The organism is Stenotrophomonas sp. TWI700 (assembly GCF_039673645.1).
In the GTDB taxonomy this organism is placed as follows: domain Bacteria; phylum Pseudomonadota; class Gammaproteobacteria; order Xanthomonadales; family Xanthomonadaceae; genus Stenotrophomonas; species Stenotrophomonas maltophilia_AA.
The window spans coordinates 83,268-97,928 of record NZ_JBDJMB010000004.1 but is presented as its reverse complement, the minus strand read 5'-3'; the positions used below and the strand labels follow the sequence as shown (position 1 = coordinate 97,928).

The window sequence follows — 14,661 nt, the reverse complement described above, 5'->3', positions numbered from 1 at the left end:
GCGCCGTCGTCCGCTCATCCCTTGATGACGCCCAGCTCCAGGCCGATCCGGGTGAAGGCATCGATCGCACGGTCCAGGTGCGCACGCGTGTGCGCGGCGCTGATCTGGGTGCGGATGCGGGCCTGGCCCTTGGGCACCACCGGGAAGAAGAAGCCGATCGCGTAGATGCCTTCTTCGAGCAGGCGTTCGGCGAACTTCTGCGCCAGCGGCGCGTCGTACAGCATCACCGGGCTGATCGGGTGCACGCCCGGCTTCACGTCGAAACCGGCGGCGGTCATCTTCTCGCGGAAGTAGGCGGTGTTCTGCGCCAGGGTGTCGCGCAGGTCATCGGCGGCGGCCAGCATCTCGAAGGCCTTGATGCCGGCGGCGACCACGTGCGGCGGCAGCGAGTTGGAGAACAGGTACGGGCGCGAGCGCTGGCGCAGCAGTTCGATCACTTCGGCGCTGGCGCAGGTGAAGCCGCCGAGCGCGCCGCCCATGGCCTTGCCCAGGGTGCCGGTGATGATGTCGATCTTCTCCAGCACGCCCTTGACCTCGGCCGAGCCGCGGCCGGTCGCGCCAAGGAAGCCGGTGGCATGGCACTCATCGATGTGCACCAGGGCGTTGTACTTCTTCGCCAGCGCGGTGATCTCGTCCAGCGGGGCGATGAAGCCGTCCATCGAGAACACGCCGTCGGTGGTGATCAGCTTGGTCCTGCAGCCGGCGGCATCGGCGGCCTGCAGCTGGGCTTCCAGATCGGCCATGTCGCAGTTGGCGTAGCGGAAGCGCTTGGCCTTGCACAGGCGCACGCCATCGATGATCGAGGCATGGTTGAGCGCATCGGAGATGATCGCGTCGTGCTCGCCCAGCAGCGGCTCGAACAGGCCGCCGTTGGCGTCGAAGCAGGCCGCGTACAGGATGGTGTCCTGCTTGCCGAAGAAGTCGGCGATCTGCTTTTCCAGCTGCTTGTGCAGGTCCTGGGTGCCGCAGATGAAGCGCACCGAGGCCATGCCGAAGCCGTGGGTATCCAGGGCGTCCTTCGCGGCCTGGATCAGGTCCGGATGGTCGGCCAGGCCCAGATAGTTGTTGGCGCAGAAGTTCAGCACCGTGCGGCCGTCGTCCAGGGTGATCTCGGCCGACTGCGGGCTGGTGATGATGCGTTCGGACTTGAACAGGCTCTGGGCGCGGATCGCCTCCAGTTCTTCAACGTAGTGCTGGGTCAACGAGGCGGTGGTGGCGTCGGTCATGGCAGGCAGTCTTCGGCACGGGAAACCCGGGATTTTACCTGTCGGGGGCGACGGCGGGGTTGCCGCGGGCGGTGGATGGGCGGGGCAGGGCGGGAGACGGTTGCAGACGTGATTGTTGCATCGCAATATCAATCAGGTTAAAAAACTGTAAACCACGCCGTTCCGCCCACCCCCACCCACGTCTGGAGAGACCCCGCATGAACCACGCCACGCGCTGTACCGCCGCCGCTGTGCTCTGCGCCGCCCTGCTTGCCCCGTTCGCCGCCAGCGCCCAGGACGAGGCCGAATCGCCGTTCAGCTGGAACGTCACCGCGGTGTCGGATTACGTGTTCCGTGGTGTGTCCCAGACCGATGAGGATCCGACCCTGCAGGCCGGCTTCACCTATACCTCGCCGGTAGGCCTGTATGCGGGCGTGTGGGGCTCGGGCGTGGACTTCGGGCCGGGCGACCCAAGCACCGAGATCGACTACCTGATCGGCTACGGGGTGGATGTCACCGACGGCGTCAATTTCGACGTGCTGCTCAACCGCTACACCTATCCGGGCGCCAGCGAGCTGAACTACAACGAGCTGATCACCACCACCACCTTCGCCGAGCAGTACAAGCTGACGGTGGCCTACACCGACGACCTGTCCGGGTCCGATACCAAGAGCTGGTATTACGCAGTGGGTGGCGAGTGGGGCCTGCCCAATGATTTCACCCTGAGCGCGAACGTGGGCCGCACCTCGCTCGAGACCGATTTCGGCAAGGACTACACCGACTTCAACGTCGGCGTGAGCCGCCAGTTCGGCCTGTTCAACCTGGGCCTGGGGTACCACGGCACCGATGGCGCCGGTCGCGACAACAACGGCAAGTTGGCGGACAACCGCGTGGTGTTCACCGTGGCTGTTGGCAAGTAGTCGGCCACTGGCCGGCGCCCAACACCACCGGCCACCTCGCGAACCAGAAAAGGCGCCCGGATGGGCGCCTTTTCAATGTTGGCCTCACACCGGAACCCTTGCTGGAGAACAGCCCCCTTGTTGTTCAAGGGGGCGCGCCAACGGCGCGGGGATAAGGTGGAATGGACAATTGATCATCTGTGCCGAAGGCGCAGGTGATCAATTCCAGCTGAGCACCACCTTGCCGGCCTTGCCCTGTTCCATCAGGTCGAAGCCCTTCTGGAAATCGTCGATCGGCAGCTGGTGGGTCAGCACCTTGCCGAGCGGGAAACCGGACAGCACCAGCTGGGTCATCTTGTACCAGGTCTCGTACATCTTGCGGCCGTAGATGCCCTGCACGGTCAGGCCCTTGAAGATGATCTTGTCCCAGTCGCAGCCGGCGCCCTTGGGCATGATGCCGAGCATGGCGATCTTGCCGCCGTGGTACATGCAGTCGAGCATGTCGTTGAACGCGCGCGGGTTGCCGCTCATTTCCAGGCCCACGTCGAAGCCCTCCATGTGCAGGTCCTTCATCACGTCCTTGAGCGAGGTGTTGGCCACGTTGACCACGCGCGTGGCGCCCATGTCGGCGGCCAGCTTCAGGCGGAAATCGTTGACGTCGGTGACCACCACGTTGCGCGCACCAATGTGCTTGCAGATGCCCGCGGCAATGATGCCGATCGGGCCGGCGCCGGTGATCAGCACGTCTTCGCCGATCACGTTGAACTCGAGCGCGCAGTGCGCGGCGTTGCCGTACGGATCGAAGAAGGCGGCCAGCTCGGACGGGATCTGGTCGGGGATCGGCCACAGGTTGCTGGCCGGCATCACCATGTACTCGGCGAAGGCGCCGTTGACGTTGACGCCGATGCCGACGGTGTTCGGGCACAGGTGCGGGCGGCCGCCACGGCAGTTGCGGCAATGGCCGCAGACGATATGGCCTTCGGCCGAGACGCGCTGCCCGACTTCATAGCCGGTCACGCCCGGGCCGATCCCGGCGATGCGGCCGACGAACTCGTGGCCGATGGTCAGGCCCGGCTTGATCGTGCGCTGGCTCCACTCGTCCCACAGGTAGATGTGCAGGTCGGTACCGCAGATGGCGGTCTTTTCCAGCTTGATCAGGACCTCGTTGGGGCCGGGGGTGGGGACCGGAACCTCTTCCAGCCAGATGCCTTTGGCGGCTTCGCGTTTGACCAGGGCCTTCATTGTTTGCTGCGCCATCGGGGTGGAACTCGTCTGGGGGAAAACGCGGATTATAGAGCCGCCGGCGGTTTTCCCATGTTGCAGCGCGGGTGGTTTGGCGGCGCGGCGGCTGGGCTAGAATCGGCGGTTCTTTCACCAGGGGCTGCTCTATGCGCTCGAACCTGCTTGCTTTCTCCGTCGTCGCCAGCCTTGGGCTGGTCCAGGTCGCCCATGCCGCAGAAGGCATGTGGGTGCCGCAGCAGCTGCCGGAAATCGCCGGTCCGCTCAAGCAGGCCGGCCTGAAGCTGTCCCCGGAGCAGATCTCCAACCTGACCGGCGACCCGATGGGCGCGGTCGTGGCGCTGGGCGGCTGCACCGCCAGCTTCGTCTCCCCGCAGGGCCTGGTGGTCACCAACCACCACTGTGCCTACGGTGCGATCCAGCTGAACTCGACGGCCGAGAAGAACCTGATCAAGGACGGCTTCAACGCGCCGAACCTGAAGGACGAGCTGAGCGCCGGCCCGAACGCCCGCGTGTTCGTGCTGGACCAGATCACCGACGTGACCGACCAGGCCAAGGCCGCGATCGCTGCCGCCGGCAAGAACCCGCTGGCCCGCACCCGCGCGCTGGAGGCCTTCGACAAGGCCCAGACCGCCGCCTGTGAAGCCGATGCCGGCTTCCGCTGCCGCCTGTACAGCTTCTCCGGCGGCAACACCTACCGCCTGTTCCGCAACATGGAAATCAAGGACGTGCGCCTGGTCTACGCGCCCCCGGGCAGCGTCGGCAAGTTCGGTGGCGACATCGACAACTGGATGTGGCCGCGCCACACCGGCGACTTCTCGTTCTACCGCGCCTACGTGGGCAAGGACGGCAAGCCGGCCGCCTTCTCCGCCGACAACGTGCCGTACCAGCCCAAGCACTTCCTGAAATTCGCTGACCAGCCGCTGGGCGCCGACGACTTCGTAATGGTGGCCGGCTACCCGGGCCGCACCAACCGCTACGCCCTGGCCGGTGAGTTCAATGAAACCGCCAGCTGGACCTACCCGACCATCGCGCGCCACTACAACGCCGTGCTGAAGATGATCGACGAGGCCGGCAAGGCCGATCCGGACGTCAAGGTGAAGTACGCCGCCACCGCGGCCAGCATGAACAACGTGGCCAAGAACTACGCCGGCCAGCTGGAGGGTTTCAAGCGCATCGACGCGGCCGGCCAGAAGCAGGCCGAAGAGGCCGCCGTGCTGGCCTGGCTGAAGAAGCGCGGCGCCGCCGGCAAGCCGGCCCTGGCCGCGCATGCGCAGCTGATCCAGCACCTGGACACCAGCAAGGCGACGCGTGAGCGCGACCTGTTCGTCAGCCAGTTCAACAGCACCTCCGCGGTGGGGGCGGCGATCAGCCTGTACCGCCTGTCGATCGAGCGCAGCAAGCCCGACGCCGAGCGTGAAGCCGGTTACCAGGAACGCGACCTGCCGTCGATCGAAGGCGGCCTGAAGCAGATGGACCGCCGCTATGTCGCGCGCATGGACCAGCAGCTGCAGACCTACTGGCTGAGCCAGTACGTGGCCCTGCCGGCCGCGCAGCGCAGCAACGAAGTGCTCAACCAGTGGCTGGCGGGCAGCGACGCGGCCGCCGTGCAGGGTCTGGTCGGCAAGCTCTCGGCCACCAAGCTGGGCAGCCTGGATGAGCGCCTGACGTGGTTCAAGGCCGACCGCGCGGCGTTCGAGGCCAGCACCGATCCGGCGATCCAGTACGCGGTGGCGGTGATGCCGGCGCTGCTGAAGCAGGAAGAGCAGAAGAAGACCCGCGAAGGCGAGTCGCTGGTGTCGCGTCCGCTGTACCTGCAGGCCGTGGCCGACTACAAGAAGAGCAAGGGCGAGTTCGTCTATCCGGACGCCAACCTGTCGCTGCGCATCACCTTCGGCAACGTCATGGGCTACGGCAAGGACGGCGTGAACTACACCCCGTTCACCACCCTGGAAGGCGTGGCTGCGAAGGAAACCGGCGAAGATCCGTTCGATTCGCCGAAGGCGCTGCTGGATGCGGTCAAGGCCAAGCGTTACGGCGGTCTGGAAGACAAGCGCATCGGCTCGGTGCCGGTGAACTTCCTGTCCAACCTGGACATCACCGGCGGCAACTCCGGTTCGCCGGTGCTGGATGCCAACGGCAAGCTGGTCGGCCTGGCCTTCGACGGCAACTGGGAGTCGGTGAGCTCGAACTGGGTGTTCGATCCGGTGATGACCCGCATGATCGCGGTCGACAGCCGTTACATGCAGTGGATCATGCAGGAAGTGGCGCCGGCGCCGCAGCTGCTGAAAGAGCTGAACCTGGCCAAGTAAGCCGACACGTCGGTTTCCAGAACCCCGCAGCGGAATCTGCGGGGTTTTTTGTTGTGGCTGAACTGGGGATCCAGGCGTGGCATCTTGTCTCTGAATCCAAGCGCGGCGTCTCGTCTTTCCCGGAGGGAGCGCGCCGGGCAGGGCTGGGCGAGACACGCCGTGAACCCATCCATGGGGGCTCGTACGACCGCATCCATGCGGTCGAACGGTCTCGCCCAGCCCTGCCCGACGCGCTCTGGACAGATGCCCGTGTGCGGACAGAAAGGCGGAGCGGCACTGCAGTTGCTCTTTGCGTCCGCGTCAGCGACGGAAACCTTGGTGGATGAGGCGGGGCAGCCTCTGGCAGGACCGTTCGACGGCATGGATGCCGTCGTACGAGCCCCCAGGGATGGGTTCACGGCGCGTCCTGCCAGAGGCTACCCGGCCTCAGCCAGTGCGGGCCAGTCAGGCGCCACGCTCTATGAGCCATCCGTCCGCAAGCGAGCAATCAACAGCAAACAGCCCCACAGCTTCACAGCCGCGACCGGGTATGATCCCCGTTCGGTGTGGTTTCACAGGATGTGAACGAAACGCCGAAACCTCCTCCCCCCAAGGAACCCTTGTCCGCATGCGCATCCTGCTTGCCCGTCACGGCGAAACGCCGTGGAATGCCGAAGGCCGCTACCAAGGCCAGATCGATATCCCGTTGTCGCCGATCGGCGAAGCCCAGGCCAGCGCGCTGGGCGAACGGCTGAAGTCCGTGGACATCACCCGCGCCGTCGCCTCGCCGCTCGTGCGCGCCCAGCTCACCGCCCAGCTCGCCCTCGGCGCCGAGCGGGCCTCGATGCTGCTGACCGAACCGGACCTGCAGGAAATCGCCCACGGCGAATGGGAAGGCCTGCTCGCCAGCGAAATCCATGACAAGGATCCCTCCCGCCTGCGTGCCTGGCGCGAAGAGCCGGACACCGTGCTGATGCCCGGCGGCGAATCGCTGCGCCTGGTGCTCGAGCGCAGCTGGCGTGGCCTGGCGCGTGCCGCCGAAGGCCTGGGTGAACATGACACCCTGCTGGTCGTCGCCCATGACGCCGTCAACCGCGTGATCCTGTGCCGCATCCTCGGCCTGCCGATCTCGCGCCTGTGGACCTTCCGCCAGGCACCGACCACCCTCAACCTGCTCGAAGGCCCCGACCTCGACCAACTCGAAGTGGTGCGCCTGAACGACTGCGCCCACCACACCCCGTTCTTCGGCGAAGCCAAGCACCGCGCGCTGTAAGCGGTGTGCGTCTGGACGAGACGGCTCGGCCACTGGCTGGCGAGCCGCGCAGGGCCGCCTGTTCCGCCCCATCGCGGGGTGCCGTGGGCGACCGGTGGGCTGGCCGTGGCGTCGCTGTTGGGGTGGTGGGTCGAGTTCCTGCCGCGTCCTGTCCTGTATTCCCCGGCCTGCGTGGCGGCGTCTGCGGTACTCGGCGCCGGCAGCGCGTTCTGGCTGTGCCGCCGCGCACTGACCACGGACGAGGTGCAGCGCACGCTCCGGGCAACCCCCGGGCGATTGCTGCTCGGGTATCTGGCCACGCCGTTCCTGCTTGCCGCGATGTACTGGAGCACCGCCACGCGCACGCTGCCCTGGCTGTATACCGCAGTGGCCGGCCAGCCCTATGCCGAACTGCGCCAGGTACGCACCGACCACGGCGGTCGCCGCTGCGCCTCGATCCGCGGTGAGAGCCTGAAGCAGGGCCTGCGCGATCGTGTCTGCATCGGCCGCAGGCTTTATCATCGCTATCCGCATCAACCCGTCACTGCCCATCTGACCGGCAAGCGCTCCTGGCTGGGGGCCACGGTCAAGCAGATCCACCTGGAACCACCGTCGTGCCACAACGTCCCCTGACCCTCTCCGATTGGCTCGGCTACATCGAGCAGCAGCACCCCGCCACCATCGACATGGGGCTGGACCGGGTGCGTACCGTGGCGCAGGCGATGGGGCTGGGCGCACCGGCCGAGCGCAGCATCGTGGTCGGTGGCACCAACGGCAAGGGCTCCACCGTCGCCTTCATCGAAGCGATCGCCCGTGCCGCCGGCTGGAAGGTCGGCGCGTACACCTCGCCGCACCTGCTGCGCTACAACGAGCGCGTGCGCATCGATGGCGAGGACGCCAGCGATGAGGCACTGATGGCGGCGTTCAATGCCATCGAAGATGCCCGTGGCGACACCACGTTGACCTACTTCGAATACGGCACGCTGGCCGCGCTGCACCTGTTCGCGCAGGCCGGGCTCGACCTGGCCGTGCTGGAAGTCGGCCTCGGCGGTCGCCTGGATGCGGTCAACATCGTCGACAGCGACGTCGCGGTGATCACTACCGTGGACATCGACCACAGCGACTGGCTGGGCGAGGACCGTGAAGCGATCGGCACCGAGAAGGCCGGCATCATCCGTGGCTGGAAGCCGGTCATCCTCGGCGAAATCGACCCGCCCTCGAGTGTGCTCGCGCGTGCCTATCTGGTGGGGGCCAACGCCATCCGGGGCGGCAGCGACTTCTTCGCCGACGACATCGATGGCGAACGCTGGCGCTGGCGCGATGTCGGCTTCCGTCTCGAACTGCCGTACCCGAGCCTGCGTGGCCCGATCCAACGCGCCAATGCCGCCACCGCGATCGCCGCCCTGCGCGCGCTCGATCGTCCGCTGCCGCGCACCGCCTTCATCGAAGGCGTTGCCGCCGCGCGTATCCGCGGCCGCCTGCAGGCCTTCGATCGTGACGGCGTCGAGGTCCTGGTCGATGTCGGTCACAACCCGCAGGCCGCCCGCGAACTGGCGGGCGCACTCAAGGCCGCCCGCGTCAGCGGCAGCACGATCGCTGTGTTCGCCGCGCTGCAGGACAAGGACGCCGCCGGCGTCGTCGATGCCCTGACCGACCAGGTCCAGCAGTGGCATCTGGCCGGGCTGGCCGGTGCCCGTGCGCAGAGCGCGGGGGAACTGCAGGCACGCCTGGACGGCACGGCAGCGGCCGGCGCCACGCTCCACGCCACCGTCGCTGACGCCCTGCAGCACGCCCTGCAGCAGGCCAAGGCCGGTGATCGGGTGCTGGTGTTCGGCTCCTTCCATACCGCTGCCGAGGCACTGCAGACTCTGGATCCCGGCGCCTGAGGGGTCTTTGCAGCGCCGTTCAGCCGCATCAGCCGCCGCACACGCGCGCACCCGTATAATCCCCGTGGCATTCCGCCGCGCCGCCTGCCTGCCTTCACGTGGATACTCCTCTGAAACAGCGACTGATTGGTGCCATCGTCCTGGTGGCGTTGGCCGTGATTTTCCTGCCCATGCTCGTCAAGGGTCCCGCGCCTGACAGTGGCGTTGCCAACGTGCCGATCAGCGCACCGGCCGCGCCATCCGATGGCCAGTTCGAAACCCGTGAGCTGCCGCTGGTCGCACCGACCGGTGGCGCCACCGGCCTGCAGAGCGGGGCATCGACCACCCAGCCACTGGCCGACAGCGCTGCCGCCGCCGATCCGGCGCCGGCCGATACCTCGCCGGCCGTGGCCGCGGGCAATTACGCCGTGAGCTTTGGCGCCTACGCCAGCGAAGCCGATGCCGACCGCGTCATCGCCACGCTGAAGAGCGCCCAGCTGGCGGGCTTCCGCGAGCCGGCCACGATCAATGGCCGCCAGGCCTGGCGTGTCCGCGTGGGCCCCTATGCCGACCGCGCGCTGGCCGAAGCCGGCCGCCTGCAGGCGGTGAAGGTGCGCAACGACGTCAAGGCCGAGGTCATCACCCTGGATGCGCGCGCCGATACCGCGGTCGCCGCCACCCCGGCGGCCGCTGCACCCGCTGCGACGGCGCCGACCGCCTCCAGCGCCGCCGCTGCACCGTCCGGCAACACCGTGAAAACCGAATCCCTGCCGGCCGAACCGGTCGCGGCTGCCCCTAAGCCGGAACCGAAGCCGGCCGCGCCGAAGCCCGAGCCAAAGCCGACCCCGGCACCCAAGCCCGAAACCGCTGCCGCGCCACCGGTCGCGGCCCCGGCTGCGCCGGCCGCCAGCAGCGTCGGCTTCGCCGTGCAGCTGGGTGCCTTCGGCCAGGCGGCCGAGGCCAACGCACTGCGCGACAAGGTCCGTGCCGCCGGCTTCAGCGCCTTCGTCGAGCAGGTCCGCACCGACAAGGGCACCCTCAACCGGGTCCGCGTCGGGCCGGTCGCCAACCGCGGCGATGCGGAGAACCTCAAGGCCCAGGTGGCTGCCAAGGTCGGCGTCGCCGGCATGGTCCGGCCGCATCCCTGATGCCGGCCATGCGCCCGTGCCTTGAGGCCCGAACGTTCCTCCCCGGAGGACGCGCGTGATCGATTTCGTACTGTTGGCGGTGATCGGCATCTCGACCCTGCTCGGGGTGATGCGCGGCTTCGTCAGCATCCTCATCAGCACCCTGTCCTGGCTGCTCGGCAGCTGGGCGGCGCTGATGTTCGGCACGGCGGCCGCAGGCTGGTGGTCGGCGCCGGCCGCGCCCGGTACCGGGCACCTGTTCGCGGGCTACCTGAGCGTGTTCCTGCTGGTGATGGTGGCGGTGTGGGCCATCGGACTGGTGATCCGGCAGGCCGTGCGTTCGACGAGCCTCAACGGCGCCGACCGGATGCTGGGCGGCGTGCTGGGCCTGGCCCGGGGCGGCCTGATCGGTTGCGTGCTGCTGCTGATCGCCTCGTATACGCCGTTGCCGCGCGAGGCGGCCTGGCACGATTCCAACCTGCGCGCGATGCTCAGCCCCGGCGTGGGCTGGATGCAGGCCAGGATGCCGCAGATGCCCGACATGCCGCAGCTGCCCGACCTGCAGGGCATGCCGATGGCGCTGCCTGACGTGAACATGGCGCAACTTCCCGGCTCGGAGTTGGGCAAGCCGCTGCTGACAGGCGATAATGGTGTGCTTGACGGCCTGCTGGCCGGGCGCGGATGGCCGCGACCGCTGGACGAGACGCCAGAGCAGGGGGGAGACCCCGCCGACGTATCGGCGCGTGGGTCCCGCCCAGGTACCCCCGACAACATCGATCCGGCGCTCGTGCGCCCGGATCCCACCGATCCGGCACGGAGCGGTTCCCCCGGCCAGGCACGGCCACCTTCACAGTAAATGGGCGCAGCCCAGCGGAGATTCGCACCATGTGTGGCATCGTCGGAATCGTCGGCAACCAGAACGTCGCCGGGCAGTTGTATGACGGCCTGACCGTCCTCCAGCATCGTGGCCAGGACGCGGCCGGCATCGCCACCGCCGACGGCACCCGCCTGCGCGTGCAGAAGGCCAATGGCCTGGTACGCGATGTGTTCGATGCCAAGCGGATGTCCACGCTGGAAGGCCGCGTTGGTATCGCGCACGTGCGCTATCCCACCGCCGGTTCGGAAGGCATGGACGAGGCGCAGCCGTTCTACGTGAACTCGCCGTACGGCATCGCGCTCGCCCACAACGGCAACCTGATCAATACCGAAGCCCTGCGCCAGCAGGTGTTCGAGCAGGACCGCCGCAACGTCAACACCGATTCGGACAGCGAAGTGCTGCTGAACGTGTTCGCCTTCGAACTGGATGCGCAGCGCCAGCTGACCCCGGAAGCGGCGATCCGCGCCGTGGCCGCCGTGCACCGTCGCGTCAAGGGCGGCTATGCAGTGATCAGCGTGGTGCTGGGCCTGGGCCTGGTCGCCTTCCGCGATCCGCACGGCATCCGTCCGCTGGTGCTGGGCAAGCGCGCCCACGCCGAAGGCGACGAATACATCGTGGCCTCCGAATCGGCCGCACTCGACGTGCTCGGTTTCCAGCGCGTGCGCGACGTGCGCCCGGGCGAAGCGCTGGTCATCACCGCGCGCGGCGAGCTGTTCTCCGAAGTCTGCGCCGAGCCGGTCGAACACAGCCCGTGCATCTTCGAGTACGTGTACTTCGCGCGCCCGGATTCGATGATCGACAACGTCTCGGTGCACAAGGCGCGCATGCGCATGGGCATCAAGCTCGGCGAGAAGATCCTGCGCCTGCGCCCGGACCACGACATCGACACCATCATCCCGATCCCGGATACCTCGCGCGATGCCGCGCTGGAGATCTCCAACACGCTCGGGGTGAAGTACCGCGAAGGCTTCATCAAGAACCGCTACATCGGCCGCACCTTCATCATGCCGGGCCAGGGTGAGCGGGTGAAGTCGGTGCGCCGCAAGCTCAATCCGATCCACCTGGAGTTCCGCAACCGCGTGGTGCTGCTGGTCGATGATTCGATCGTGCGCGGCACCACCAGCCAGCAGATCGTGCAGATGGCGCGCGACGCCGGTGCCCGCAAGGTCTACCTGGCCAGCGCGGCGCCGCCGGTGCGCTACCCGAACATCTACGGCATCGACATGCCGGCCGCCGAAGAACTGGTCGCGCACAACCGCAGCATCGAGGAAATCGAGAAGCACCTGGGCTGCGACTGGCTGATCTACCAGGACATCGAGGACATGGAAGCGGCGGTGAGCGAAGGCAACCCGGAGCTGAAATCGTTCGATTCCTCGTGCTTCAACGGCGTCTATCCGACCGGCATCGAGCCGGGCTATTTCGAGCGCATCCAGCAGCTGCGTTCGGACGATGCCAAGCACAAGCGTCGCGCCTGAGGGCAGGGCATGAGTGATGTGTTGGATACCGCGGCCGGCGATCTGCTGCAGGCCGCGCAGCACTGCCTGGCCGAGCCGGATCCGTTGCGCAAGGTTGCGTTGACCCAGCACTACGCCGTGCAGTTCCGCGCCGGTCGCCTCAAGGCACCGGCCGATGCGCCGGCACCGGACCCGATCCGGATGCCGGGGCGCCCCGGCAAGCCGATCCTGGTCCACCCGCGCGATCTGCCGCGGCGTGGCCTGGGCAGCGTGGAAGGGCGCGCGGCGTTCGTGCACGCCATCGCCCATATCGAACTCAACGCGATCGACCTGGCCTGGGATGCGGTCTACCGCTTCCGTGGCCTGCCGACGTCCTTCCATGCCGACTGGGTCAGCGTGGCCGATGACGAATCGCGCCACTTCATGCTGCTGCACGATCGGCTGCAGGCCAACGGCTATGCCTACGGCGATTTCGATGCGCACAACGGCCTGTGGGAAATGTGCGAGAAGACGGCGCACGACGGACTGGCCCGCATGGCGCTGGTGCCGCGCGTGCTCGAAGCGCGCGGGCTGGATGTCACACCGGGCATGATCGTGAAACTGCGCGCCGGGGGCGACCACGCCACCGCAGATGTGCTGGAGATCATCCTGCGCGAAGAAGTGGCGCACGTCGCCGCCGGCTCGCGCTGGTACCGCTGGTACTGCACGCGCGAAGGGGTCGAGCCGCGCCCGCGCTTCATGGCGCTGCTGAAGGAGTACGCCGGCGGCTTCCTGTATGGCCCGTTCAACCTGGAAGCGCGCCTGCTGGCCGGCTTCGACGAGGAAGAACTCGCCGAGCTGATCGAACAGACCGAACTGCGCGGTCAGGTGTTGGCCAGCACCACGCGCTGACCGCTTGCGGTCGGCCGGTTGATGTAGAACAACCCGGGACCCGGCCGATACGGCAGTTCCCGGGTGCCCGCATCGGCGGCATAGAGCAGGGCGGTGTCGCCCAGCGCATCGAAGTTCCAATGCGCCGACTGCATCAGGTAGCGCTGGCGCAGCAGGCGTTCCTGCGCGGGATCGAGCGGCGTGCCGGCCAGCAGCCGGGCGGCGATGGGCTGCAGTTCCGTCGGCAGCGCAAAGGCAGGCAATGCGTCCGGAGAGGTTGTCCACGCCACCCCGGCGGCCGCGGCACGCTGGTGCAGCAGCCGCAGCGCGATGAACTGGTAACGCGAATCGATCTCGCGGCGCAGCACCACTGCCGCATACGCACGCAGGGTGGGCTGCGGCAGGACGCTGCGGCTCTCGACGCGGCGTTGCGGTTGCCACTGATGCCACACGTCGACCCAGATCGCGTCATCGCCCAGGCCGAGTGCACGCTGCCAGCGACGGCACGTGGCCTGTGCGCTGCGGTACACCGTGGTCGCGCGCAGCAGGTCCAGCGGCGGCACCGCGCCGGGCGCCAATCCGTTGCCACGCAGCAGCTGCCCCTGCGGACGGCTGAGCAGCTTGGGGCCTTCGATGCGCTGGTCGTAGCCGCCGCCGATGTTGGCGTGCACGCCCGGCAGCGCGATCTCTTCATGTTCGGGTGCGACGCTGGTGAGCGCGAAGTGCTCACGGTGTTCGTCGCGCGCCACCAGCTGCACGACCTTGTCCGCGGACCCTGCGGGAAGCGCGACCGCGGGCATCTCATCGCGATGCTGGCGGCCGATCGCCACCACCGTATCGAGCAGCCCCACGAAGCGCACCGGGCGGGCGGTGCCGGGAAATGCCGGTGCCAGCGCCCAGCCCGACCGCACCAGCTGTTCGCGCAGCCATGCGGCGGCCGCCGGCGCGTTGAGCACGTTCACCGCATCGCGCGCGCTGGCCGCGCCGCGCGAGTAGCCGAACAGATCCACCCGCACGCTGCCCAGCGTGCGCCCGGGCTGGGCGCGGGCGAGCTGGCGCAGCGCCCCGGGCAGCAGCTGCTCCAGCGCCTGGCGGCGTTTGGCGCGCACGCCCGTGCGGCCGATCCCGAATGCCAGCCCCATGAGGTCGTCTTCCTCACCGGTGCGCGTGCCCACCCCTTCGATGTAGATCGACAGCGCCAGCGTGTCGCCCACCGGCGGCATCTGCCGGTGATCGGGGTACAGCGCCTGCAGCCGCGCGATGTTGGTCAGGCCATTGCTGTAGCTGCTGGTCAACCGGCTCTGGTAGGGCGATGCATCATCGGCGATCACGGCGGGCGGCCGCGGTGCGGGCGTGGTGGCGCCGGCCGGGCGCGACGCGCGCTGCAGGTTGTCGGCGTTGTTGCGGGTGCCGTCGAAGAACAGGCCGATATGCAGCGACACCGTGGTCGCCGTTGCGGGTTGGGTAGCTGCCACCGCGATGTCGTCCCTGTTCCCCGAGGATGCCTGGCTAAGGTAGCGCGGAATCCACACGCCGCGACAGCACCGGTGGGCCGTCCTGACCTCCCTGAACCAAGATGCGG

General features: G+C 68.0%; 12 protein-coding genes. 9 read left to right on the top strand and 3 right to left on the bottom strand.

The window, feature by feature from the left end; all coding sequences use genetic code 11:
- Positions 1–14 precede the first annotated feature (14 nt).
- Complete coding sequence (gene kbl, locus ABE473_RS05165) at positions 15–1,226, bottom strand: glycine C-acetyltransferase (protein WP_346488732.1); 1,212 nt, start codon at positions 1,224–1,226, stop codon at positions 15–17.
- Positions 1,227–1,423: 197 nt separating this feature from the next.
- On the opposite strand from kbl, the gene ABE473_RS05160 reads away from it, so the two are divergent.
- Positions 1,424–2,125 (top strand): TorF family putative porin, encoded by a 702-nt coding sequence (locus ABE473_RS05160; RefSeq protein ID WP_137190938.1) that lies wholly within the window; start codon positions 1,424–1,426, stop codon positions 2,123–2,125.
- Positions 2,126–2,323: 198 nt separating this feature from the next.
- On the opposite strand, the gene tdh is transcribed toward ABE473_RS05160, so the two are convergent.
- A complete protein-coding gene (gene tdh, locus ABE473_RS05155; protein ID WP_346488766.1) occupies positions 2,324–3,346 on the bottom strand; it encodes an L-threonine 3-dehydrogenase in 1,023 nt (340 codons plus the stop codon).
- Positions 3,347–3,492: 146 nt separating this feature from the next.
- Here tdh and ABE473_RS05150 point away from each other — a divergent pair, with 146 nt between their 5' ends.
- The 8 genes from ABE473_RS05150 (at position 3,493) to ABE473_RS05115 (ending at position 13,100) form a co-directional block, all read left to right on the top strand.
- Positions 3,493–5,655 (top strand): S46 family peptidase, encoded by a 2,163-nt coding sequence (locus tag ABE473_RS05150; RefSeq protein ID WP_346488731.1) that lies wholly within the window; start codon positions 3,493–3,495, stop codon positions 5,653–5,655.
- Between the two features lie 607 nt (positions 5,656–6,262).
- Positions 6,263–6,907 (top strand): histidine phosphatase family protein, encoded by a 645-nt coding sequence (locus tag ABE473_RS05145; protein WP_346488730.1) that lies wholly within the window; start codon positions 6,263–6,265, stop codon positions 6,905–6,907.
- Positions 6,908–7,012: 105 nt separating this feature from the next.
- Positions 7,013–7,519, top strand: a complete 507-nt coding sequence (locus ABE473_RS05140) for a hypothetical protein (protein ID WP_346488729.1) — start codon at positions 7,013–7,015, stop codon at positions 7,517–7,519.
- Positions 7,501–8,772, top strand: a complete 1,272-nt coding sequence (folC, locus tag ABE473_RS05135; protein WP_346488728.1) for a bifunctional tetrahydrofolate synthase/dihydrofolate synthase — start codon at positions 7,501–7,503, stop codon at positions 8,770–8,772. Before ABE473_RS05140 ends, folC begins: the two co-directional genes overlap by 19 nt.
- Positions 8,773–8,870: 98 nt before the next feature.
- On the top strand, positions 8,871–9,899 hold the full coding sequence (locus ABE473_RS05130) for an SPOR domain-containing protein (RefSeq protein ID WP_346488727.1): 1,029 nt from the start codon (positions 8,871–8,873) through the stop codon (positions 9,897–9,899).
- A 55-nt stretch (positions 9,900–9,954) separates the two neighbouring features.
- On the top strand, positions 9,955–10,734 hold the full coding sequence (locus ABE473_RS05125; RefSeq protein WP_346488726.1) for a CvpA family protein: 780 nt from the start codon (positions 9,955–9,957) through the stop codon (positions 10,732–10,734).
- Between the two features lie 29 nt (positions 10,735–10,763).
- Entirely contained in the window at positions 10,764–12,230 is a 1,467-nt protein-coding gene (purF, locus tag ABE473_RS05120; protein ID WP_019185825.1) for an amidophosphoribosyltransferase, read from the top strand.
- A 9-nt stretch (positions 12,231–12,239) separates the two neighbouring features.
- Complete coding sequence (locus ABE473_RS05115) at positions 12,240–13,100, top strand: ferritin-like domain-containing protein (protein WP_346488725.1); 861 nt, start codon at positions 12,240–12,242, stop codon at positions 13,098–13,100.
- Here ABE473_RS05115 and ABE473_RS05110 read toward each other — a convergent pair.
- On the bottom strand, positions 13,073–14,554 hold the full coding sequence (locus ABE473_RS05110; protein ID WP_346488724.1) for a DUF2235 domain-containing protein: 1,482 nt from the start codon (positions 14,552–14,554) through the stop codon (positions 13,073–13,075). The genes ABE473_RS05115 and ABE473_RS05110 overlap by 28 nt on opposite strands.
- Positions 14,555–14,661 lie beyond the last annotated feature (107 nt).